This is a genomic window from Comamonas halotolerans (genome assembly GCF_030162935.1).
Taxonomy (GTDB): domain Bacteria; phylum Pseudomonadota; class Gammaproteobacteria; order Burkholderiales; family Burkholderiaceae_C; genus Comamonas; species Comamonas halotolerans.
Genome location: NZ_JASAUZ010000012.1, coordinates 13,575 through 37,609, shown reverse-complemented (window position 1 = coordinate 37,609; position 24,035 = coordinate 13,575). Strand labels below are relative to the sequence as shown.

Here is a 24,035-nt window from a genome sequence, read left to right as displayed (position 1 = left end):
AGAGAGCGGCTGGCGCTTGTAGAACAAAACATGCAAGACTTTCAAAATTGGAAGCCTTGCATGCCAAGCGCTGGCAGCTATAAATTTTGTGAAAAGGGAAAGAGTTACATGAAATCGCTACTCGACCTGTTCAAGCAATTCACGCCGGATGAGCATTTCGATGCCATCAAGATCGGCATGGCTTCGCCCGAGAAAATTCGTTCCTGGTCTTTCGGTGAGGTGAAAAAGCCCGAGACCATCAACTACCGTACGTTCAAGCCCGAGCGCGACGGCCTGTTCTGCGCCAAGATCTTTGGTCCTATCAAGGACTATGAGTGCTTGTGCGGCAAGTACAAGCGCCTGAAGCACCGTGGTGTGATCTGCGAAAAGTGCGGCGTTGAAGTCACTCAGACCAAGGTGCGTCGTGAACGCATGGGCCACATTGACCTGGCTGCACCTTGCGCCCACATCTGGTTCCTGAAGTCGCTGCCATCGCGTCTGGGCCTGGTGCTGGACATGACACTGCGCGACATTGAACGCGTTCTGTACTTTGAAGCATATGTGGTGACCGACCCTGGCATGACCCCGCTGAAGAAGTTCAGCATCATGTCCGAAGACGACTACGATGCGAAGCAAGCTGAATTCGGCTACGACGAATTCACAGCCAAGATGGGCGCAGAAGGTATCAAGGACCTGCTGGAATCCATCGACATCGACAGCGAAATCGAGCGCCTGCGTGGTGACTTGACCGGCTCAGAAGTCAAGGTCAAGAAGAACGCCAAGCGCTTGAAGCTGCTGGAAGCGTTCAAGAAGTCCGGTATCAAGCCCGAGTGGATGGTGCTGGAAGTGCTGCCTGTGTTGCCTCCAGACCTGCGTCCTCTGGTGCCTCTGGACGGTGGCCGTTTCGCTACGTCCGACCTGAACGACCTGTACCGCCGTGTTATCAACCGTAACTCGCGTCTGCGTCGCCTGCTGGAGCTGAAGGCTCCCGAAATCATTGCTCGCAATGAAAAGCGCATGCTGCAAGAAGCGGTGGACTCGCTGCTGGATAACGGCCGTCGCGGCAAGGCCATGACGGGCGCGAACAAGCGTGCGCTGAAGTCCCTGGCCGACATGATCAAGGGTAAGAGCGGTCGCTTCCGTCAGAACTTGCTGGGTAAACGCGTGGACTACTCCGGTCGTTCCGTGATTACCGTGGGTCCTTACCTCAAGCTGCACCAGTGCGGTCTGCCCAAGCTGATGGCGCTGGAGCTGTTCAAGCCTTTCATCTTTGCCCAGTTGGAGCAGCGTGGCATTGCCACCACCATCAAGGCTGCCAAGAAGGAAGTCGAATCCGGTACGCCCGTGGTTTGGGACATCCTGGAAGAGGTCATCAAAGAACACCCCATCATGCTCAACCGTGCGCCTACGCTGCACCGTTTGGGTATCCAGGCGTTCGAACCTATCCTGATCGAAGGCAAGGCCCTGCAACTGCACCCTCTGGTCTGTGCGGCGTTCAACGCTGACTTTGACGGTGACCAGATGGCTGTTCACGTGCCTTTGTCTGTGGAAGCGCAGATGGAAGCCCGTACCCTGATGCTGGCTTCGAACAACGTGTTGTTCCCTGCTTCCGGTGAGCCTTCCATCGTTCCTTCTCAGGACGTGGTGCTGGGTCTGTATCACGCCACGCGTGACAAGATCAATGGCAAGGGCGAAGGCATGGTGTTCGTGGACACCAACGAAGTGCAACGCGCTCTGGATGCTGGCGAAGTGGAACTGCACGCCAAGATCAGCGTGCGTCTGCCTGAGTGGACCAAGAACAAGGAAACTGGCGAATTCGAAAAGAGCGTGAGCCTGGTGGAAACCACCGTGGGCCGTGCGCTGCTGTCGGAAATTCTGCCCAAGGGCCTGCCTTTCAGCCACATGAACAAGGCGCTGAAGAAGAAAGAGATCTCCAAGCTGATCAACTCTTCTTTCCGCAAGTGTGGCCTGAAGGCGACCGTGGTGTTTGCGGACAAGCTGCTGCAAAACGGTTTCCGTCTGTCGACCCACGCTGGTTTCTCGGTGTCTATCGACGACATGCTGGTGCCTCCACAAAAGGCTGGCATCTTGGCGAACGCCGAAGCCGAAGTGAAGGAAATCGAACAGCAGTACGTATCCGGTCTGGTGACCGCAGGTGAGCGCTACAACAAGGTGGTGGATATCTGGGGCAAGGCGGGTGACGACGTTTCGAAGGTGATGATGGACCAATTGAAAGTCCAGAAGACCATCGATCGTCACGGCAACGAAGTGGACCAGGAGTCTTTCAACGCGATCTACATGATGGCCGACTCGGGCGCTCGTGGCTCGGCTGCTCAGATTCGTCAGTTGGCTGGTATGCGTGGCCTGATGGCCAAGCCAGATGGCTCGATTATCGAGACGCCTATTACCGCGAACTTCCGCGAAGGTCTGAACGTTCTGCAGTACTTCATCTCGACCCACGGTGCTCGTAAGGGTCTGGCCGACACGGCCTTGAAGACTGCGAACTCGGGCTACCTGACACGTCGTCTGGTGGACGTGACGCAAGACTTGGTCGTGACCGAGAACGATTGCGGCACTTCCAACGGCGCGTTGATGCGTGCCATCGTTGAAGGTGGTGAAGTGATTGAGTCCCTGCGTGATCGCGTGCTGGGCCGCACCACTGCTGAAGACGTGCTGCACCCCGAAAACCGCTCGGTGCTCTTGGCTGCAGGCACATTGCTGAACGAAGACATCATCGAAGAGCTGGAAGCTCAGGGCGTGGACGAGATCAAGGTTCGCACTGCGCTGAACTGCGAGACCCGTTACGGTCTGTGCGCCAAGTGCTATGGCCGTGACCTGGGCCGCGGCGGCATGGTGAACCTGGGAGAAGCCGTGGGTGTGATTGCTGCGCAGTCCATCGGTGAACCCGGTACTCAGCTGACCATGCGTACCTTCCACATTGGTGGTGCGGCTTCGCGTGCGGCCATCGCTTCGAGCGTGGAAGCCAAGTCCAACGGCTCGGTGAGCTTCAACGCCACCATGCGCTATGTGACCAACACCAAGGGTGAGCTGGTTGTGATTTCCCGTTCCGGCGAAATCGTGATCAGCGAAAACGGTCGTGAGCGCGAGCGTCACAAGGTGCCTTATGGCGCGATCCTGACCATCAAGCCCGATGAGCAGATCAAGGCCGGCAAGATCCTGGCGAACTGGGACCCGCTGACTCGCCCCATCATTACCGAATACGCCGGTCAGGTGAAGTTCGAGAACGTGGAAGAAGGTCTGACCGTTGCCAAGCAGGTGGACGATGTGACCGGTCTGTCGACCCTGGTTGTGATCGACCCCAAGCGCCGTGGCTCTGCCAAGGTGGTGCGTCCTCAGGTCAAGCTGATCGATGCCAACGGGCAAGAAGTCAAGATCCCTGGTACCGATCACTCGGTGACTATTGGCTTCCAGGTCGGCGCGCTGATTCAAGTGCGTGACGGTCAGGATGTGGGCCCAGGCGAAGTGCTGGCACGTATCCCTGTGGAAGGCCAGAAGACCCGAGACATTACCGGTGGTCTGCCTCGTGTGGCCGAGTTGTTCGAAGCCCGTACGCCCAAGGACAAGGGCACACTGGCAGAGATGACCGGTACCGTGTCCTTCGGTAAGGAAACCAAGGGCAAGATCCGCCTGCAGATCACCGATCTGGAAGGCAAGGTCTGGGAAGAGCTGGTGCCCAAGGAGCGCAACATTCTGGTCCACGAAGGCCAGGTGGTGAACAAGGGCGAGTCCATCGTTGACGGTCCTGCCGATCCTCAAGACATCCTGCGTCTGCTGGGTATCGAAGAGCTGTCGCGCTACATCGTCGACGAAGTGCAGGACGTGTACCGCTTGCAAGGCGTGAAGATCAACGACAAGCACATTGAAGTGATTGTTCGCCAGATGCTGCGCCGTGTGGTGGTGGAGAACCCAGGTGAGTCCACCTACATCGCTGGTGAGCAGGTGGAGCGTTCGGAGATCCTGAACACCAACGAAGCGCTGCAAGCCCAAGGCAAGATCCCTGCAACATACTCCAACGTGCTGCTGGGTATCACCAAGGCTTCGCTGTCGACCGATTCGTTCATCTCGGCGGCTTCCTTCCAGGAAACCACCCGCGTGCTGACCGAAGCTGCGATCATGGGCAAGCGCGACGAGTTGCGCGGCCTGAAGGAAAACGTGATCGTGGGTCGTCTGATCCCTGCCGGTACTGGTCTGGCTTACCACCAGGCCCGCAAGGCCAAGGATGCCATGGACGACGCAGAGCGCCGCGCCATTGCCGAAGCTGAAGCAGCCGAGATGGCTGGTGAAGTGGATGCTTCTGAAGACAGCGCAGCTTAATCGCAGTGTTGCCTGACTAGGCAAAGCATCGCGCTCCCTACTTGCCTGACGGTGGGTAGGGAGCGTTTTTATTGGGACAAAGGTAAAACTAAGACGATGTGGATCTTGTCGCTGGAATGGCTGTTGCTTGTAGTGCTCATGTTCTGGGTGATTGGGGCGTTCAAGCGCCTCAAGCGTATGCGCGCAGCTAGCAAGCAGGCGTTTGCGTCTTTGGAGGTGCAGTTCACACAGTTGGTGGAGTTATTGCGTGACTGTGCGCGTGTGCAGGCGCTCAAAGAGAAGGTGGCCAGTGTTTCTGTACAGCATGCACACCATGCTCTGGTGCCCAGTGCCGATTTGCTGGAAGCTGCGTTGTTGCAAGCCAAACACCATCCTTTGCGTCCCGAGACGATTGCAGCTTTGGACAGCGCATGGCAAGGGGCGCAAGTGGCGTGGCAAGCCTATGTGCAGTTGTCCAAAGGGCACTCAGACGTATTGGAAGAGCATGTTCAAGAGTGGTCGCAGCGTTGGTTGCAGTTGACCACATTGCAAAGTCACAGCACTGAGCGGTTCAACGCAGCTGTGAAGGATTACAACCGGGCCATCGCCCAGTTTCCCGCGTGCATAGTGGCGCGACTCAGCGGCCTCAAGGCAGGCCGCACTTTTCAGAAAGATGCTGCATTGCTGATGCAGCCAAGTGCATGACACGAAAGATTTTTGACCACGCTGGTTCTGCCGCTTCCAGCGCATCTGCGCCCATCCCTTTGTGGCAACAGTTGGCCGCTGTGGCGCAAGGCTTGCAAATGATTCTGGCTGGCCAGTCCGGAACGGCGGCTTTGGCTGCCGTTCCGCTAAGGCTGCGCCCTGGCGTGCAGGCGTTGCTGTTTCAAGTGCTGCGTCAGCTGGGGCGTGCGCAGGCACTGCGCAAGCAACTGGCTCCGAAAGCACCGCCAGCAAAGGTGGACGCATTGCTGTGTATCGCATTGGCACTGGCCTGGGACGCGGAGCAAGCGCCGTATGAGCCATTTACGCTGGTGAACCAGACGGTAGAAGCTGCCAAGCGGGGAGGGCTGGAGCGCCAGTCCGGATTCATGAACGCATGCTTGCGTCGCTTCCTGCGGGAGCGCGATGCCTTGGTGGCAGCTACCGACAAAGATAGTCTGGCGCGCTGGAATCACCCCCAGTGGTGGTTGGAGCGTTTGAAAAAGGATCATCCCCAAGATTGGCAGCGAATCTTGGAGGCCAACAACGCGCAGGCTCCGATGAGCTTGCGGGTCAATCAGCAAAAAAGTACCCCAGCGCAGTACCAGCAAGCGCTGGCAGCAATAGGTGTGCAGAGTACGCTGTTTGGTGCCTGCGGCGTGCTGTTGCACAAAGCGCAGCCTGTGCAAGCCTTGCCGGGTTTTGCGGATGGCGTTGTGTCGGTGCAAGACGGTGCGGCACAGCTTGCAGCACCCTTGCTCTTGCAAGGCCTGGACTTGAGGCAGCCTTTGCAGGTGCTTGATGCTTGCGCTGCACCAGGAGGCAAGACCGCGCATTTGCTGGAATTTGCCGGTGCGGCATCTCCCATCCAGGTCACGGCACTGGAAGTGGATGCCCAGCGCAGCGAGCGCATCCATGACACCCTGCAGCGTACGGGACTGCAAGACCATGCCAAAGTGCTGGTGGCTGATGCGGGGCAGCCCTCGCAGTGGTGGCAGCAAGCCAATGGTGGCCTGCAGTTTGATGCCATCTTGCTGGATGCACCCTGTACAGCTTCCGGGATTGTGCGCAGGCATCCTGATGTGCGCTGGTTGCGCCGTGAAAGTGATGTGGCACAGTTGGCGGTTATCCAGGCGCAGATTTTGGATGCTCTGTGGCCCTTGCTCAAAAGCGGAGGGCGTATGTTGTACTGCACATGTTCGGTGTTCAAGGCAGAAGGCGATGAACAGGTGCAAGCGTTTCTTGCACGCAACACCCAGGCTCAGTTATTACCCTCTCCGGGCCATTTAATTCCGGGAATTTGGGCGCAAGGCGATGCACTCCCGGACAATGGTGCAGGTGACCATGACGGCTTCTTCTACGCTTTGCTCCAAAAAAACGCCTGATTCCTTGTCCGCTCAAGGAATGCGGCGTCGTGCGCTTTCCTTGATGATGTTGGCCGCACTGGCCAGTGTGGCTGTTCAGCCGCTTGGGGCGCAAAGCCAGGAACTGTCACAGCCTTATACGGAGCATCTGTCGCCTGAGATGCCTGCCGGTGTGCAGTTGCATCGTGATGGTGATGCATTGATGCTGACCGCCACTTTGAACTGGGCGTTGCCTGATTTGGTGCAAGACGCCTTGCTCAAAGGCATTCCTGTGCATTTCATAGCGGAAGCAGACATGCTGCAGGAGCGCTGGTGGTGGAGTGATCAGCAGTTGCTCAGTGCGAGTCGCTATATGCGTTTGAGCTATCAGCCTCTGACTCGTCGCTGGCGCTTGTACAACGGAAATCGGCCTTTTGAAGGCCAGGGTTTGGGGGTGGCGCTGTCCAGTACGTTTGAGACACTGGAAGAAGCGGTTCAGTCCATGCAGCGTATTGTGCGGTGGCGTATCGGAGAGATGTCAGCGCTTCCAGGCAGTGGCACCGCAGTCTTGCAATTGCGGTTTCGGATTGATCTCTCGCACTTCCCCAGGCCTTTGCAGATTGGTGCTTTGGGGCGAACAGACTGGAACCTGTTGGTGACGCAGCGTGAACGGGTAGAGTTGGGCCAACTTTAAGAGACACTGTGCACGTGGAGACCTCTTCTACCTCGCGTAAATCTACCCGTTGGGCACTGGGCGTGGCCGGGGCGGTGATGTGTGCCATCGGGTTGGTGCTGCTGTTTTTGCTGATGCAGGCCACCAATAACCGTGAGCTGTACGAGCGCCATTACGCATGGTTGTTCGGTTTGAATGTCATGGTTGCGGTCGCTTTGTCGCTGGTGCTGCTGTGGATGGCGCTTCGTCTGGCATTGCGCTGGAAGCAGCGTAAATTTGGCAGTCGCTTGTTGTTCAAGCTCGCTGCCATTTTTGGTTTGGTGGGAGTGGTTCCCGGCTTGCTGATTTATGTGGTGTCTTACCAGTTTGTTTCACGCTCCATCGAAAGTTGGTTTGACGTCAAAGTAGAGGGGGCGCTCAGCGCTGGCGTGAATCTGGCCAGCGTCACCCTGGAAACCGTGGCCAATGACATGGCCAATAACACACGCACAGCGAGCCAACAACTGGCGCAGGTCTCCGATGCGGGGGCCGGCTTGGTGCTTGAGCGCATTCGTGAGCAATTGGGGGCAACCGATGTCGTGCTGTGGAACGATGCCGGTGTGGCCGTGGCCAGTGCCGGACGATCATTGTTTGAAATTGCGCCCGCACGACCTAGCAGCCAGCAGTTGCGCAGTTTGCGCTCAGGGCAACGGCCTGTGGCAAGCATTGAAGGCCTGGATGATGTTGATGCCAGCTCTGACCGTGAAACGGTGGATGGTGTTCACGTCAAGGCATTGGTGCTGGTTAGCAACCCCCGCTGGGAGTTGGTGACTGAGCAGCGGTTTTTGCAAGCATCAATTCCACTGCCCAGCGCCTTGGTGGTCAACGCTCTGGCGGTGCAAGATGCCAACCGCGAGTACCAGGAGCGTGCTTTGGCACGCGAAGGCTTGCAGCGCATGTACATTGGTACGCTGACGCTGAGCTTGTTTCTGGCTGTTTTTGGTGCAGTGTTGCTTGCAGTGTTGCTGGGCAATCAGCTGGCACGTCCATTGCTGGTCCTGGCGCAAGGTGTGCGAGATGTGGCACGTGGGGATCTGACGCCAAAGATTGCCCTGCAAACCCAGGATGAACTTGGCGGGCTGACACGCTCATTTGCATTGATGACCCAACAACTGCTGGATGCACGCACGGCAGTGGACAAGAGCATGGGCGAAGTCAAGGCGGCGCGTACCAACCTGCAGACGATTTTGGACAACCTCACCGCCGGGGTGCTGGTGCTTGATGATCAATGGCATGTGCTGTCTATCAACCCAGGCGCAACACGCATCTTGCGTGCTCCGATGGCCATCTACATCGGCCGCAAACTCGGTGAAGTGCCGGGGCTGTCTGCCATGGCGAGTCTGGTAGAAGAGCAGTTTGACATTTTCTTGGGAGAGCAAGGCGCCAATGCTGGCAGAGACCGCTGGCAGCAAGTGCTCGAGCTGTCGCTGGACCATGCAGCCAAAGAAGCCGATGGAGAAGTAGTGCAGGACAAGACCACATTGGTGGTTCGTGGTGCCGAATTGCCTCAGGCGCAGCGCTTGATTGTGTTTGACGATATTTCGGAAATCGTTTCCGCGCAGCGCTCCAAGGCTTGGGCAGAGGTGGCGCGACGCGTTGCGCATGAGATCAAAAACCCTTTGACACCAATTCAGCTCTCGGCAGAGCGATTGGCCATAAAACTTACAGATAAGCTAGAGCCTAATGATCAAGCGTTGCTGGCACGGTCTGTGAAAACCATCGTGGATCAAGTGGCAGCGATGCTGCGTTTGGTGAACGAATTCCGTGATTACGCGCGCTTGCCGGCTGCTGAGCTACAACCTCTGGATTTGAACGCCTTGGTCAGTGATCTGATGCAACTGTACGGCGAAGAAAATGTCAAAGTGCCAGTTCGCGTCAAACTCGATCCTCATGCGCCCTGGATTGCAGGAGATGCACAGCAATTGCGCCAAGTCATCCACAATTTGGTCCAAAACGCGCAAGATGCGACACTTCAGCAAGCAGAGTCTTTGGGTGTAGAGCCGTCTACGGTTGAAATTTCAACCCAGTGGATAGAAAGCACCAAGCGCGTGAGGCTCAGCATCAGCGATGGTGGTACTGGCTTTGCACAGCACATCTTGCAACGTGCTTTTGAGCCTTATGTAACAACCAAGGTCGGAGGAACAGGTTTGGGGTTGGCGGTGGTAAAGAAAATTGCGGATGAGCACGGCGCTCGCATCGATTTGGTCAATCGTATAGATAACGGCATGGTGCAAGGTGCACAAGTGTCGCTATCATTTGTCCCTGTAAGCACCGAGGCACCGTGAGGGGCGGTGGACCTAAAACCTGTAGTACATAGGCTTTTCGAAACTCATGGCAAACATACTGGTGGTGGATGATGAATTGGGCATTCGAGATCTCTTGTCTGAGATCCTGAATGATGAGGGGCACAGCGTAGAAATGGCTGCCAATGCCACGGAGGCGCGTGCAGCACGCAATAGCAGCACGTTTGATCTGGTGCTGCTGGATATCTGGATGCCCGATACAGATGGCGTTTCTTTGCTCAAAGAGTGGGCCTCTTCAGGTCAACTAACCATGCCTGTGATCATGATGAGTGGTCATGCCACCATTGACACAGCCGTGGAAGCGACACGTATTGGCGCATTGTCCTTCCTGGAAAAGCCAATCACCATGCAAAAGCTGTTGAAGGCTGTCGAGCAGGGCTTGGCAAAGAATGCCAGCACCCCTGCCGCCAAACCCGCAGTAGCTACAGGCGTACCAATGAGCAATGCGATGCATGTGAGCGAAATGCCTGGCAGCAACAAGGTGGACACCAATACTCGCCCTGTGCCTGGTCTGCGTAGCCCCATCGATAACATGCCTAGCGCAAATCAGGATTTCGACCTGGACCGGCCACTGCGTGAAGCTCGCGATGGCTTCGAAAAAGCGTATTTCGAATTTCACTTGGCCCGCGAAGGCGGATCTATGACACGCGTGGCAGAGAAGACGGGCCTGGAGCGCACCCACCTCTATCGCAAGTTGCGGCAGCTGGGTGTTGATTTGGGGCGCAGCCGCCGTGGCTGATGCAGTTTCATAGAAATATTTCAGTTTTTCTTTGATGGACCCAAAATAACGATACAATTAAAGATTCCAAAGGTGTCAAACTTCATTGCTTGACGTCGCTACTGGCCCGGTAGCTCAGTTGGTAGAGCAGCGGATTGAAAATCCGCGTGTCGGCGGTTCGATCCCGTCCCAGGCCACCAAGATACTGTCCGCAGACGTCCACAGGCGTCTAAGACGAAACAAAAGCCCCAAGTAAATCAACGACTTGGGGCTTTTTTGTTGTCCGTGGTGTCTATAGGTGTCCACCTCAAGCCACGCACTTGTGGGGGCAACTTTGGGGGCAACTGCTAAATTAGGGGCAACTGATAGGAAAAGTTGCCCCCAATGCCTCTGACAGACACCGCAATTCGCAAGGCCGTACCTGGCCCAAAAGCCCGCAAGCTTTCCGATGGGAAAGGCTTGTATTTGGAGTTGTCGCCAGCTGGAGGGCGATGGTGGCGGTTGAAGTACCGTATTGCTGGCGTTGAAAAGCGCATCTCTTTGGGCACCTACCCTGAAACCTCATTGAAAGCGGCCAGGGAGAAAACTGAAGAGGCGAGGGCTCTTATTGCCCAGGGCATAGACCCCAGCGAAGCACGCAAGGCATCCAAGCAGGAGGCTGCTTATCAGGATGAGCAAGCCCAGCGTGAAGCCCAAGGGTTGCCTACACAGGGCAGCTTTGAGTTGGTGGCGCGTGAATGGTTTGACACTCGCAAGGATGAGTGGGCACTGAGCTATGCGAACAAGATTTTTCGCCGCTTGGAGGTCGATGTTTTTCCATGGCTGGGCAAGCTGCCTGTAGAGCAAATTACGCCGCCGATGGTGCTGGATGTGCTGCGGCGGGCCGAAAACCGTGGGGCAGTAGAAACGGCGCATCGTGTGTTGGAAACGTGTGGCCAGGTGTTTCGCTTTGCGGTGGCCACGGGACGCATTGAGAGCAATCCAGCGCGGGATTTGAAAGATGCTTTGCGCAGACCATTGGTGCAGCATTTCGCGGCCATTACAGACCCAAAGCGGCTTGGAGAGTTGCTTCGTGCGATTGATGGCTATCGGGGCACGCCGGTTGTGTGTGCTGCGCTGCGGTTGATGCCAATGATGCTTTTGCGACCCGGTGAGTTGCGGCAGGCGCAATGGGATGAGCTGGATCTGTCTGCCGCCACTTGGACGGTTCCAGCCGCCCGCATGAAGCGTGAGAAGGTGGGCAAAGTTTATGGCAAGCCGCACATCGTGCCGCTGGCCACGCAGGCCGTGGCCATCTTCGAGGAGCTCAAGCCTTTGACCGTGCACAGCCCGTTTGTGTTTCGCGGTGAACGTAGCGCACAGCGGCCAATGAGTGATGCCGCCATCAATGCTGCATTGCGGGTGCTGGGCTTTGCGGCAGATGAGGTCACTGCGCATGGGTTCAGAGCCACGGCACGCACGATGATTGTGGAGCGCCTGGGGATCGCTGAATCGGTGGTGGAAGCCCAGCTTGCGCATTCAGTACGTGACAGCTTGGGCAGGGCGTACAACCGCACGGAATTCATGGAAGAGCGTGTGCAGATGATGCAGCAGTGGGCGGACTATTTGGATACGCTACGCAATGCCCCTGGCAAGTAGCTGCTACGTCTGCAAATTGATGCGGCGTTTAGCTGCTTTCGGACGGGTTTAGTACACTGTGCATCACCATGTACAACTACAGCGGAACCGGCATTTACTCTATCCCCGAGGCATCGCGGCTCATCTGCGTGCCCGGCAAGGATATTCGTCGCTGGCTCTTGGGTTATCACTACCGCAAGACGCCTGGCGATGCTGAGTCACGCGTTGATGTTCCTCCTTTGTGGGAGCATGAGTTGGCACAGGGTGGTTTCGACGAGGACGTGATCGGCTTTCGTGACTTGATTGAGTTGCGCTTTATCCGAGAATTCATCAAGCATGGTGTGCCATTGCAGGTCATCCGCCGGTGCCTAAACACAGCTTCAGAACTGTATGGGGTAACGCACCCTATGTCTTTACCTAGATTTAAAACGGATGGGCGAACGATCTATGGTGAAGCGTTGCATGAGGCGGCGCAAGAAAACTCGCTGGTGGATCTTAAGAACCGCCAAGCCGTGTTTAAAGAGATCATCAAGCCTTCACTCTACGAAGGCATTGTTTACGATGACCAAGAGCTCCAGGCCAGCCGTTGGTACCCTGCGGGAAGCAAGAAATCTCCTGTAGTGATTGACCCTGCGCGGCAGTTTGGGGCACCTATTCTTGAGGCAACAGGTACGCCCACCAAGGCGCTTTACCAGACTTATCTGGCCGAGGGTGCTGATCCGCAAGCACTTGCGTTTACAGCCCGGCTTTATGACGCCTCGGCAAAGCATGTTGAGGCTGCAATCCGCTTTGAGGAAAGCCTCAAGCGGCCTTTCCATTGAACTTTCTGTTTGATGCAAACATGCCGCCTGCCTTGGCGGCTGCTGTAGCTGCACTTACTCTCCCAAGATACACGGCTGCCCAGGTTGGGCAGATCGTTCACCTCACAAGCAAGTTCTCTGCAAACACGCCTGATCTTGAATGGATGGAGGCGCTTGGGAATGAGCGTGGTACTCGCTGGGCCATCATTTCTAAAGACGGTTTCCGCAAGCAAAACGGTGCGGAACGGCAAGTGCAGCGGCAATATGGCCTATCCGTATTTGTGCTTCAGAAATCTTGGGCCAGTCAGCAGTATTGGGCCATGTCAGCCCAGCTAGTGCATTGGTGGCCACGTATCGTCGACCAAGCCTTAGAGACTGAGCGTGTGGCCTTAGAGGTGCCATGGAGCACATCAGGTCGCTTCAAGCAAATCTGATCGGCATACCTACCGCTGTTGTGGGGGTGTGATTGCCCCTGAGTTGCCTCGATCAACCCCTTGTCAGAGCACCTTGCCTAGACCCCTCAGCGCGCCACATCGCCCCCACCGCGCCTGCCCGCTTCATAGGGCGAAAATTACGTACAGGTCGGCGACGTGAGAATGGCTCTAGGCTTGACGCAGCTGTCAGATTCAGTCTCCAACAAAATTACGGGAAATTACGAGATATTTTGCAGGTAGGGCGTGGAGCGTTCAGGCTCAACTTCTGGTCTTGTGCATTCAGGCTGAATGCGGTCTAACCAACAATAAAAAGCGTTCGACTTCATGCAGACCTTGAAATGCCTTTTGGTTGAACCTGCAAGCGTTCACTGCCACACCTGAACTCGAAGTCGCTTGGCTCCTCATCGGCAGCACTTTGCGGCAACCTTAAGTCTGTAAGCGCGTAGCGCTGGCGAAGATCTATGCCTGGGTTGCTAAACCAGCATCCATTCGCCTCTTCTCCGTCACCTTCTTATTGCCATCAATCATCGTCAAGGCAGTTGCTAAAGCTTCAATATCAGCGAGGAATTCATCTGGTTCAGGTAGCGTTGGTGGAGCCTCTGCGCCTCCTTCGTGCGTGAAGTTGGAGCAGCGTGTCATTCCGTTGTAGACGGAACTTGCCTCAGCGTCGTTGACGGAAACGTATCGAAGTTTGGATGTTTCGATGCCACGCCTAAAGCGTTTGACGGTGCCCGCGAACAGGTGCTCCTCGATGAGGAGCTCCCACGTATCACGCATTCTCCGATAGCCGTTGCGTACGATGTCGTTGTATTCCTCATGATTGTGCTCATCTTCTAGGACTTTCCGCGCACGTTGAGCGAGGGTTCGAAGGTCGTTTATTCGTGCGTTCAGTTTTTTACCTTCAAATGGAAGCTCATTGCTGCAAATTCCCTTCCTCTCGGCTGCGGAGAATATGTGACGATCCTCCGCAGCGACGCCACAATCTTTGGCAATGTCTTTGAGTGCCCACGCAAAGGCTAGATCGTGCGTGAATACGATGATCTGGCGCTTCTTTGCTTCCAAAACAAGACGCTTTGCAATCTTCTCGCGACGTACGTGATCCAACGAGGACACTGGGTCATCAAAAATGAGCCCCGACTGTCCCGGCTCTATGCTGACCTCTGCCAAGAACAGCGCCATAGCGATGACTCGCTGCTCGCCCTCACTTAGGATGTCCGACACCTTCGCACGAGCGTACTGGGGCATTGTCCGAAGCTTAAGTTGCTGCATACGAGCGCCCTTTTGCCCGGACATCTCAAGTATGACGTCCAACTTACTGAGGCCAAGACTGGAGAGCTCCCGTACAAACGTCGTTCGCAGCTCCTCAGTCACATGCGCTTCGTAAAGTTCGCTTGTCTTACTAGTGACAGCCCGTGTATTACACGCCTTGATGGCTTCTCCGAACGCGTAATCACGCTTGTACCATTCGATGGCTTCCAGCACTTTGGGTAGCAATTCACTGAGCTTGACCCTTGCCTCTAAGTCTGCGAGTACCTTGGTCTTGTGTTCACGCTCTTCTGGCGTCAGCGTCTTCTCAATGCGGGCTGCCTCCGCGAGTTGTTTGTCTATCAGCTCCCCCAATTTAGTGACCGGAGATTCTGGCAACGGGTCTAAAGGGTCAAGCTTCTTGTTTGGCGCCATGGCAATAATGCTTTTCTGACGCTCTTGGAGCGACATTAAGTATTCGCGAATGGCTGTGACAAAGGTTGGCTCACTTTCGTTGATTTCTTCGATGAGTGCTTGGTCGGTTGGGAACGCGTCAAACTTAATCGACTTAATTCCCACGAACAGTTTCTTGGCGGTCTCCCTAGCCTGACTGGCCTTCTTTTGCGTATCGGCTTCGAGAAACTGGACAAATGACTTCAACCGGCCTTCAGCCTCCTCACTCAGCGGTTGCTGACAGACGACACAATGACTGCCCTGGTCAGGACCAGGAAAGGCATAGCCAGGATACGCGACCTCGGCCGCATATTTCATCGCACTACGAAGCAAAATTTCCCAGGGCTCCGTACCTGTGCCGGCAATCGTGACTCCCTCGGCCTTAAGCGAATTCGCAGCAAGCTTCGAAGCCTCCTCAGCGGCGACCATAACAACGAAAGCTTCGCGCAATTGGCTGGTAATCTTGTCCAAGAGAGGCGCTTCGAGGGTCACCAGTTCATTACGCAACGTTGCTAGTCGAGTCGCATATCGACGGATTGTGGCCGCCAATTTCGCTGGGTCTTCTTCCCTGAAGAGCTTGGTCAGCACTTGCCGTTCCGTCTCCTCGTCTTTGGAAAGTACTGCCAGTCTCTTGAACACCTCCCCGTCGCTTTTGCGATTGAGTTGGGCTATGGCACGCCCGACAACAGTAGCTCCAGCTAGCGAAGATAACTGACCGACGTCGAACGCGTTCCCCTTTTTGTCGGCTTCAATCTGTCGCTGCACGGCACCCAAGAGTTCGGACAGACCGTGGATAACCTCCATTCCATCTGGAACAAAGAGTACCTTCGCCTGGCTATCTACAAAGATGCGGGCGCAGTGGGCGTCGAAGACAGAGATTCGCGAAAGAGGTGCTGGTGCAATGCTGCCAGCGCTCCATTGTTGCGACTGTGAGGTCGTGCCTTCTCGCCAGTCGAAGACCGCACTAGGTGTAAGGAAGGTCTTTGACGCGTCATACACGTCTGGGAGGATGTTTTCGACATTACGTGCCCTGCAAGCCATCTTCAAGGCTCGCGCGTAGCCGGACTTGCCCGCGCCGTTGTGCCCGTACACAACGGTCAAACCATCCGCTTGGAATGCCAGCGTCTGTTTGGTATCGATTGCGTTCAGTTGCGTTGGCTCACGGAGTGCCAGCAAGCTAACGTCTACGTCATTCTTACCAAGTTCCGGAAGCGTCCTTGGATCCAGTCTCTCGGGAACACGGTTTTCTGGATCAGGCAAACCATGTTCGGCCTCTGCTAGGGAAGCCAGATCCCGAATATCCTGCGGCGTTAGGGCACCCATTGTCAGCCGTCGTACAGCATCATCAATCCACGCGGGCTGCTCGGCTGCCCACGCTGCTATTTTTTGAATTATTCGCATTCCCTCCTGCCTTTCTTTTAACTCTGCAAAAAGATTTTCATGACGATGTCATGAGGGTTAGCCTGGATACCAGCAGACGCTAGCGGCGGACTACTTCTATCGATTGTGGTAGTTCGGTGTCGAAAAGGTAGACGGCAGCATTCGCTGAAAAGAAGTCACCAATGGAAGAAACACAAACGGTAGGATTTTTTCTGCCCTGCCTTTAGACCGGTTAAACACGTTACACAGATCTCCGCAAGTGTGCCTACCCTCGCTTACTTAAAAATTGCTCTGCAAACCGTCCAGATCATTGAGTAAATCAGCCCGCATATGCCAAGCGCCAGGAAAAGCGCAATGCAAAAAATAATGATGTTGGTGGTAGTGAGCATGGCGGCATGTTGGGGGTTAGCAATGAAGTCCGGTGCTTGATTGGGCTACCCGCAAGCGTCCAGCTGGGACCACGCCACACTCAGGCTCACCAACCGCTTGGGGGAAAAAATAGGTAGGGGGGCTGGGAAAAGTGTAACCTCCGTAACCTGCCCTCTAAACCGCCCGCAAACCCGCATGGATATTGGGTTTCACAGGTTACAAGTTTCTGTAACCCAGCGTAACCTGGGTTACACCACTCTCATAACCCATTGTTTTTATTGAATTTCTTATTTTGAGAAGGTTACTTTATTTTTTGTATCCAGGTTACGCTCAGGTTACAGAAAAGGTTACAAAACTCATTTCTTGAAAGCATTGCTGCATAAGGCTTACAAGGTAAGTGATTACTAAGGTTACGGAAGTTACGCTTTTCCCGACCCCCCACCGGAATTTTGGCGACGGCGAATTTTGATAAGGGTAATCCCTTGGTTTTCATTGGAATGCTTATTTATTCATCAAAGTGGGGCGACATGAAAAAAGCCCCGTTTCCGGGGCTCTGTTGGGGGCAAAGTGCTGGACAAGGGCGCTAGTTAGCCTCCCACCTCAAACACCCAGCAGCGCACCGACTTGCCCACCTCGTCGCCTGCACTGTTGGTCTTGATAGCGCTTTTGACCACACGGGCGGCATCCACAAAGCGGCGTGTTTTGCTGGTGCGCAGCACCTTCTTTAGCTCTATCAAAGGCGGCACCTGCTGGCGGTGTTCGCTAGCCATCTCCACAAACTCATTCAGGTTCACGGCAATCAGGCTCTTGTCGCGGCTGTGATTGAGCCGTGGAGCGCTGACCGGGCCGTGTGCTGTGGGCTTGGGCATGCTGTCCAGAAAATCAAATGCCTCCCAGAACTCCTGTACCAATGGATGGTCAGCACTGATGGCACGTTGACGCTCTTGGGCCATGGCCACAATCTGTGCGCGCACTGCATTGAACTGTGCATCGCTCATAGGTACCAATTTGCTCAAGGCCATCACCGCCACCAGCAGCTGTGCATGGTTCTTGGCGATGCGCGGTTTTTGGATTTCATCTTGCTCCAGCAACCAGGCCATGACCTGGTCTGTCTGGGTGTTGAACGTGTTTACCACCTCTGCCTCCACGCGCAGGCAGGCCAGCAGGAAACCGCTGAGATGTTCCATCTCATAGGTCTCCAGTTTGCGGGCGCTGGCAAAGCTTTGCGGCGTGTGGCCATGGGTGGTGAATGTCATGTGGCAGATGCGCTCCATGATGGCCTGGCTGGCCTGCACGGGGTTGTTCTGGCTGATGACGATGGTGGCCCTGAACGGTGGTTCATAGGTTTCATTGCCACCCGTGCGCACGCCGGTGGTGCGCACGCTGCCTCCGTTGTAGGCGTCCTTGAGTTCATCCCAATCAAAGCTGCGCACATGGGCGCTGTTGCCTGTCTTGATCTCGCGGTCGCTTTCAATCAACACAATCGGCAAGTTGCTCACCTGTGTGAAGGTGCGCATGCGCCCGGCGGCGGTGGATTTGCTCGGGTCAAAACCCTCATAGTCACGCCCAAACAGCTTCCATAAAAACTGAATCAGCGTGGTCTTGCCGCTACCAGGTTCACCCACAATCTCCAGGAATGGAAAAGAGCTTTGTTCACTGCGAACCTGCTCGGCAAACAGGCTGGCAAACCAGTAGGCCAGGGCCACATAACCCGGTGCGCCAAACGCAGTCCACAGGTGCTGTGGCCAGCTTTTGTCTTGGGCTTGAGCATCTGGGTTGATGTGCAGCACGATAGAGCGCTGCAAGCTTTTGATGCTGAGTTTGCCCCGCTCAAAATAATCCTCCTCATTGGCTTGCAGCACATGGCCGTCATGCACCGCATAGTCCCCCAGCAAATAGGTTTGATGCTCGGCGCTGTAGCCCAGAAAATCCACCGTTTGCACCACCTTGATTTGCTCTAACTGCCGTTGCAGCATGCGCTCCAGTTGAAAGCTGGAGCCGCTGTACATGGCTCCGGGCACCAGGTGCAGCAATTGCTTTTTGAACTCACTGGCAGATGTCAGCTGGCCAGCCATGAACGTGCCTTTGACGGGGGCGCTTTCGTGCGGCAAGGCAATGCTGAAGTAATACCAGGCTTCTTTCGTGATTTCATTGCGCAGGTAGTACAGCGCCTTTGGCAGGCAGTTGGCAATGGGTTGCAGCACGGCGGATTGCTGAATGGCTTTATCGCGCAGCTCACGCTCTGACAAATATTTGTCGCCTTCCTCTTGCCCTTTTTCCAAATCGTCTTTGGCTTTGCTGTATGCGGTCAAGTCCAGCTTGAACCAATACAACCGGCTCCCATGGTCTAAATGGAACTCTGTACTTGCAGTGTGGTGGTAGATCAGCAGTGCCTTATCCATGGCCGATTCAGCCACCAGCAAGGCACCTTGGTGGCGGTACTCTTTGAGATCCTTGTCGGTGAGCCGGTCTCGCAAGTGCAGATCGTTCCAGTCCAGCTTGCCTGCACCGCTTGGCTGCGGAATTTGCGCAGCGCTGCACCGCCAGCCATCGGCCTGTGCCCGGCGCACATGCCGTTGCGTGTACGCTCGGCCCGCTTTATCGCTGTCCAGCGCAAAAACCAAGCGTGGCTCTTTGACCTGCTTACCCTCACGCTGGATCTGCGCCCGCACGGCCTCCAGCGCCAGGGCCGGATAGTTGTTGCAGCTCATCAAGGCCACCGCTGCAATGCCATGGTGTGCCAAGGCGATGGCATCAAAAATGCCCTCTACCAGCCACAGCTCATCGGGGGGCTGCGGGGCATCTGGTTGCGCGGGGTTGGGGGCGGCAAAGCTCAGACCAGGCATGCACCACCAGTGGCCACCATAGCTGCCACCGTATTTGAAATTGGCCTTCTTTTTGCCAAAGCGTGCAGGTCGATCAATCAGCCGCTCCCACCAGGTATCCGCCACCGCAAAGCGCACCGTGGCTGTGGCCGCACCATGCCCGCGGTCGGCGCGTGGGTCAAAGTATTGCTCCTGGGTGTACAGGCCACGAATACGCGCCAACTCAAAGCCCCGGGCCTGCTGCAAATAGGCATCTGCAGCCGCATTCGGGTTGCGCTCTGACTCGGGCTTGCACTCTTCCACCGCACGAGCGCGGTCGCTCCAGCTTTCAAACAAGTCGCTGTACAAGTCCTTGGCATGGGCCTCATAGCCGCAATGGTTGAGCCGTTCACAGCGCACCACCCACGGTGATGCGGCATACGTCCACAGGCTCTTGCTGCTGCAATTGGGGCAGCAACCTTTGCGCAAATACTTACCGTCCGTGGTGAGTTGAAACGCATAGTCGGCTTGCAAGCGCTGGGAGATTTCATGCAGTAGCTCAGTCATGCCGCACCGCCTTTCTCGCGCCAAATCTGTAGCCCTGCATCAATGGTTTCGGCCAGCACCGTGGCACGCCTGTCCATCGCTTCGCCCAGCAGCAAAATCAGCTCTGCCAACTCTTGCTCTGGGGCTGCATTAAGGCTTGCGGCCACCTCAACAAAATGGGCCAAAGCAAAGATGGCCTGATTGCCGCAACGCACCCGCGCAGCCATGTCGCTGGCCTCAAACAAACAATGGCGCAGAGGGTTATCTCTTGTTTGAGCTGGCTGTGGGCAATGCTCCGCCTGCACTGCCGTGTGGGCAGTGTTGTGATGGTTAGTCATGGTTTAACCCTCCGCCAGTTGGTTGACGGATGCCAGTGCTTGCACCAGCTTGCGGCGGGCAGCGGCAAAGTTGCCGCGCTCGATGTAGCTGCTGGCTAGGTTGGCGGCATTAAATGCGGCCAATACAGCGCTGATTTGGGTAGAAGCAAGGGTGCCCGTGGTGGGCTGAGATGCAGCGGCGCGGCTGGCCTGCTGGGTGATAGCGGTCATGGTCTTGGCTCCTTTGGGATTCAAGAAAACCACCGTTTGCGTTTCTACGCGCAGAAGGTGGAGCATGGTGGTTAGAAACACGTCCAAAGCCGTGCGGACGTCCTTACGGATAGCCCCCACCATGCCCCGTAACCATCGGATAGATGCATTCAAATGCACCAGCCGCCAGAAATTGGACATGACAAAACCCCGCTTTTCGATGGGGGTTGCAAACGCTTTAGACGTGGTGTTTCTACGCACCGGGCCTCTCGGCTTGCCGCAATTGTGCCACGTTGCAAAGCAATAGGGAATGGGGCCAGATTGGACACGAGCGCTTTTACTCTGGGCTTTTGTGAGGGATTGGAGAGGGCTATGCATAGACTTCTTTCTCAGTGGCCAGAGGGCGTGCGGCAATCCATGCTTGCACCTCGGAGAGCCGCCAGGCTACGCAGCTGCCATGCAGCTGCACAGCGGCTGGAAAGCTGTCGCTTTTGACCTTGGCATATACCGTGCTGCGTGCCAGCCCGGTGAGAAAGCACACATCCCTGATGCGCAACAAACGATCTGGCAGATGGTGGCTTTTTGCCTCTTGCGGCGGTGTCACTAAAATGGGCGCTGCTACCGCGCTCTGGCTGTCCGATGGGATGGCTGGGGCGTTTTTCTTGGGTGTCATTGACGTATCCCCCTCAAGCCTTCTGCTGCGCCATCCAGGCGCGAATATCAGCCACCTTCCAGGCTGAAATTCTGACCCCCAGCTTCTGAGGTTTGGGGAACTCTCCAGCACTGACCTTGCGCCGCAACGTGGAGGCACTGAACGGCAATAGCCCCACGGTGCCTTTGCGGTGTGGTTGGGTGACTAAATCACGTTCGCGGATGTATGCGCTATCCGCGAGTGTTTCAAACGCTTGTGCAGCACTGAGTGTGCTGACCATTGGCTGTGTTATGGATGGGTGTGGTGCCATGTGAGCCTCTTTGAATGAACAATGAAGCGATGGTCGTTGGCGGTTGCCGCGCTGCCCAGCCTGTGTGCTGGCAGACGTTACGCTTTGCTGGCAGCGCGTAGTTTTTTCCACTCCGTGATCCATTGGCGCACGGTTCGGAATGCCATAGGAACTTCTTTGCCTGCAATTGCGGTTGCAGCGGCATCCATGCTCTTGTAGGTGTGCATGTTTTTGTCTAGCCACTCGAAAACTTCAGCTTTGATTTTGTGGTTTTCTTTGTGTCTGGCAATGGCTCCTTTTTTTGCAATGGAATGGTTGGAGCCAGTGCGTTTTGTGATTGCAATGTGAGATGTGAAAATATCAGATGCCAAATTGTCAAGTAAATCTACAATATTTCTTGAATTTTGCTTGAAAGAATGAATTTCGATCAATAAAAATAATACTCTTAGTAGCAACTGCACATTGTCAGTTGGAATGAGTTTTTTTAATTCTGAAATTAATTTGTCTAATGTCTTACAAAAATCTTTGGGAGATTTTTTGGTTTTAATGAATTTTATGAATATCTCTTTGTCTAATAAAGAGTCAATTTCTAAATTTTCTAACCCATCTTCAAAAAAAAGAATATTCTTTCTGAATGGTTTTTAAATGAAAAGCCCATAGTCTGATATTCCCTCTGTTTTTTATTGGTTGATGACGAACTAAAACTGTCTTAGAAAATTCATGTTCTCCATGCACGCCCTGCTGTGCTAATTACTGAAAACAAAGTTCCCCAGCAGGCAATGGCTCCCGTTATTCTGTTTCCGGGCTTAACTAAGGCTTCCGAATGTTACTTAATGTAACGGATTGGGCTTACAGAACCTTACGAGCTTGCTGTAGGGTTGTGCAAAGCTTGCAAGATAGGGTCTTGCTGAGGGATGTCAAAGTTGGCCACCTTGGGAGGCGTTGGAGTGTTGGCCTGGCGGCGATCCTTCGCCGTTATTTCTACAGCGGTGCAGTAAGCCTGGCTATCCGTTTTATTCAAAGAGACCTGTTCTTTGATTTTTTTGGTGCCAAGAATAGGCAGATATATATCTGGATTGGGCTTGGCAGATGGTGAAATGGTTCTCACGGCCACTAAGTGGCAAATAAAGGTGTGTCCACACTCCAAATTTCGGCACTGCAAGTGCAGCTCTCGGGTAATTTTTGATTGAGCGCGGCTTGTGCGGATATTGCACCGCTCCCCGCAATGTGGACAGTCAAATTTATACACGCCTTGTACCTTCTTTGTCATGGTGGTCTAGGGATTTAATCCAATTTTCAATGTCTGATTTTTTCCACGCCACTAATTTTTTGCTAATTACCAAAGGGCGAGGAAACTGGTTTTTATGGATTCTTTTGTAAATAGTGCTGCGTGCCATTCCAATCTTTTGAGAAACAGCACCAATGCGCAAAAGTTGCTCATCGCAGTGAATGCTAATGGGGGGAGTTGGTGTGTTCACGAATTAATGATGGCTGTTGGGTGGCAATGCAGCAGCTCTGGCTGTAATGCCACCACGCGGTTTTAGAGTGGGGAGTTAATCAGTCTTGATTTAGCGCTGGCTGTGCAGGGGAGAGAGGTTCTTTTGTTGATGCATGAGGCGCTGGGCGGGTGTTTTGTGCGCAATGGCAGGAAGCACATCGACGGTGCTGGTGGTGATGCCTGCGGCCTCCAATTCACCGTGGATATTCACGCGCTGGGCCATTCCTTCCATTGCCTCAAAAATTGGGCGCAATGCTGTGGCCATGGTGGTTTGGCGATCACTCGGTAGCAAAACAGCACCCTTGAAGTCGATGTCGTTCAGTCCTGCCAGGTACTGATGCAAAGCAATTGCTTTGAGTAGGCTCTCGGGCACTTCGCTCAAGGCACGTGCCAGCATCAACGCTGCATATTTCTCACGCACAGCCGCACGTGTTGCTGCGTAGGTGTTCACGAGGCTGGCGATATCGTCCTGAAATGGCAAATCGTCAATGGCACGCTGGCACTCGGTAAGAGCTGAAGCAGTCTCGGTGGCCATGTCTTTGTTGGCCATTTTTTGGTGCATGGCAGATTTGACTTCAGGCGTCGTCGTGAACCCATGTTTTGCAAACAGCGCTTTGAATTCTTGTTCTGCGGCTTCAGCATCAGCCTCGTATTGCTGCCCCTTTGCTTGCAAATCGGCTTTGCGCTCTTGCAGGCGCTGCAAGGTTTCTTGTGCTTGGTGGTATGCATTCTGCGCTGCGCGAAAGCGTTGCAGGGCGGTATCAAACTCGGCTTGTGCTGTGTCGATGGACATGGTTGGCATGGTGATGTTTGGGCTGCGGTGAGGGGCGGTTTTTAGAAGTCGGCAAGCAGGACGTCTGGGGCATGGCCAGTTGCTGTATGTGTGACTACACCGCCATTGCTGGCGCGATGGTTTTCAAAGGCTTGTAGGGCCTGCTTGGCGCGATCAAATTCACGGGTGGCTTCTTCCACCTGCGCAGTGGCGGCGATGGCAGCGGTTTTGATGTTAGCTTTCGCGGCAGCGAAGGCTTGGCGGGCTTGGGCTTCAGTCATGGCTTTTTCCATGGGAGTTAATGTGTCTCCATGGTGCGCCTGGGGTCGCCTTTAGTCTCTTTTTGCACGTTGTGGGGGCTGAGTCGACAACGTGTGATTGCTGGAGCTTACGAATCAGCGCTTGACAGGGGCGAAGTGCCGCCGAGGAGCCTGAGGAAAGCGTTGCAAGCCCGGAAAGTCTGGGGGCAACTTTGGGGGCAACTCAGAAAATTGAAAAATTGCTTTTGTATTTAAATCAACAGCTTGGGAGTGTTTTTCGAGAGCGTCCCAGCCACCAAATTCAAATCCCTTGATTAG

At 54.9% G+C, this 24,035-nt stretch carries 20 protein-coding genes, 1 tRNA gene and 1 pseudogene; 10 read left to right on the top strand and 12 right to left on the bottom strand.

The annotated features are described in order from the left end of the window. Positions 1-108 precede the first annotated feature (108 nt). From rpoC to QEP11_RS19010, 10 genes are all read left to right on the top strand, one after another. Positions 109-4,314: a DNA-directed RNA polymerase subunit beta' gene (gene rpoC / locus QEP11_RS07405; RefSeq protein WP_284336012.1), complete on the top strand. Its 4,206-nt coding sequence runs from the start codon at positions 109-111 to the stop codon at positions 4,312-4,314. A gap of 96 nt (positions 4,315-4,410) precedes the next feature. Then, positions 4,411-4,998, top strand: coding sequence for a LemA family protein (locus QEP11_RS07400; RefSeq protein ID WP_284336011.1), 588 nt, complete (start codon positions 4,411-4,413; stop codon positions 4,996-4,998). Then, positions 4,995-6,380, top strand: a complete 1,386-nt coding sequence (gene rsmB / locus QEP11_RS07395) for a 16S rRNA (cytosine(967)-C(5))-methyltransferase RsmB (protein ID WP_284336010.1) — start codon at positions 4,995-4,997, stop codon at positions 6,378-6,380. Before QEP11_RS07400 ends, rsmB begins: the two co-directional genes overlap by 4 nt. Next, complete coding sequence (locus QEP11_RS07390; protein WP_284336009.1) at positions 6,340-7,032, top strand: DUF4390 domain-containing protein; 693 nt, start codon at positions 6,340-6,342, stop codon at positions 7,030-7,032. The genes rsmB and QEP11_RS07390 overlap by 41 nt, the downstream gene beginning before the upstream one ends. A gap of 8 nt (positions 7,033-7,040) precedes the next feature. Next, positions 7,041-9,335, top strand: a complete 2,295-nt coding sequence (locus QEP11_RS07385; protein WP_413788695.1) for a sensor histidine kinase — start codon at positions 7,041-7,043, stop codon at positions 9,333-9,335. A gap of 46 nt (positions 9,336-9,381) precedes the next feature. Continuing rightward, a complete protein-coding gene (locus tag QEP11_RS07380) occupies positions 9,382-10,092 on the top strand; it encodes a response regulator (protein WP_284336007.1) in 711 nt (236 codons plus the stop codon). Positions 10,093-10,195: 103 nt separating this feature from the next. Then, positions 10,196-10,271: transfer RNA gene (locus tag QEP11_RS07375), tRNA-Phe, on the top strand. 184 nt (positions 10,272-10,455) lie between these two features. Continuing rightward, positions 10,456-11,709 carry a tyrosine-type recombinase/integrase gene (locus tag QEP11_RS07370; RefSeq protein ID WP_284336006.1) on the top strand — a complete coding sequence of 418 codons (1,254 nt, stop codon included), beginning with the start codon at positions 10,456-10,458 and terminating at the stop codon, positions 11,707-11,709. 68 nt (positions 11,710-11,777) lie between these two features. After that, complete coding sequence (locus QEP11_RS07365) at positions 11,778-12,509, top strand: MerR family transcriptional regulator (protein ID WP_284336005.1); 732 nt, start codon at positions 11,778-11,780, stop codon at positions 12,507-12,509. After that, the gene (locus tag QEP11_RS19010; protein WP_349816760.1) at positions 12,506-12,922 is read left to right on the top strand and encodes a PIN-like domain-containing protein; all 417 of its coding nucleotides are present in this window, start codon (positions 12,506-12,508) and stop codon (positions 12,920-12,922) included. The genes QEP11_RS07365 and QEP11_RS19010 overlap by 4 nt, the downstream gene beginning before the upstream one ends. A 459-nt stretch (positions 12,923-13,381) precedes the next feature. On the opposite strand, the gene QEP11_RS07360 is transcribed toward QEP11_RS19010, so the two are convergent. From QEP11_RS07360 to QEP11_RS07310, 12 genes and pseudogenes are all read right to left on the bottom strand, one after another. After that, positions 13,382-16,021 carry an AAA family ATPase gene (locus QEP11_RS07360; RefSeq protein ID WP_284336004.1) on the bottom strand — a complete coding sequence of 880 codons (2,640 nt, stop codon included), beginning with the start codon at positions 16,019-16,021 and terminating at the stop codon, positions 13,382-13,384. 935 nt (positions 16,022-16,956) lie between these two features. Continuing rightward, complete coding sequence (locus QEP11_RS07355) at positions 16,957-19,740, bottom strand: toprim domain-containing protein (RefSeq protein WP_284336003.1); 2,784 nt, start codon at positions 19,738-19,740, stop codon at positions 16,957-16,959. Then, entirely contained in the window at positions 19,737-20,057 is a 321-nt protein-coding gene (locus QEP11_RS07350; protein WP_284336002.1) for a hypothetical protein, read from the bottom strand. The genes QEP11_RS07355 and QEP11_RS07350 overlap by 4 nt, the downstream gene beginning before the upstream one ends. A 3-nt stretch (positions 20,058-20,060) precedes the next feature. Next, entirely contained in the window at positions 20,061-20,447 is a 387-nt protein-coding gene (locus QEP11_RS07345) for a hypothetical protein (RefSeq protein WP_284336001.1), read from the bottom strand. A gap of 169 nt (positions 20,448-20,616) precedes the next feature. Then, positions 20,617-20,919, bottom strand: a complete 303-nt coding sequence (locus QEP11_RS07340; RefSeq protein WP_284336000.1) for a helix-turn-helix transcriptional regulator — start codon at positions 20,917-20,919, stop codon at positions 20,617-20,619. Between the two features lie 13 nt (positions 20,920-20,932). After that, positions 20,933-21,178, bottom strand: a complete 246-nt coding sequence (locus QEP11_RS07335) for a helix-turn-helix transcriptional regulator (RefSeq protein WP_284335999.1) — start codon at positions 21,176-21,178, stop codon at positions 20,933-20,935. Positions 21,179-21,285: 107 nt separating this feature from the next. Further along, positions 21,286-21,618, bottom strand: a complete 333-nt coding sequence (locus tag QEP11_RS07330; protein ID WP_284335998.1) for a hypothetical protein — start codon at positions 21,616-21,618, stop codon at positions 21,286-21,288. A 428-nt stretch (positions 21,619-22,046) separates the two neighbouring features. Then, complete coding sequence (locus tag QEP11_RS19005) at positions 22,047-22,295, bottom strand: hypothetical protein (RefSeq protein ID WP_349816766.1); 249 nt, start codon at positions 22,293-22,295, stop codon at positions 22,047-22,049. Further along, a pseudogene (locus tag QEP11_RS07325) lies at positions 22,296-22,457 on the bottom strand (ogr/Delta-like zinc finger family protein); the annotation flags it as partial. After that, positions 22,429-22,665, bottom strand: coding sequence for a helix-turn-helix transcriptional regulator (locus QEP11_RS07320; protein WP_284335997.1), 237 nt, complete (start codon positions 22,663-22,665; stop codon positions 22,429-22,431). The pseudogene QEP11_RS07325 and the gene QEP11_RS07320, both read right to left, overlap by 29 nt. A 79-nt stretch (positions 22,666-22,744) precedes the next feature. Next, complete coding sequence (locus QEP11_RS19000; protein ID WP_349816765.1) at positions 22,745-22,879, bottom strand: DUF1924 domain-containing protein; 135 nt, start codon at positions 22,877-22,879, stop codon at positions 22,745-22,747. Positions 22,880-23,519: 640 nt separating this feature from the next. Continuing rightward, positions 23,520-23,738 (bottom strand): hypothetical protein, encoded by a 219-nt coding sequence (locus QEP11_RS07310; protein WP_284335995.1) that lies wholly within the window; start codon positions 23,736-23,738, stop codon positions 23,520-23,522. Between the last annotated feature and the right edge of the window lie 297 nt (positions 23,739-24,035).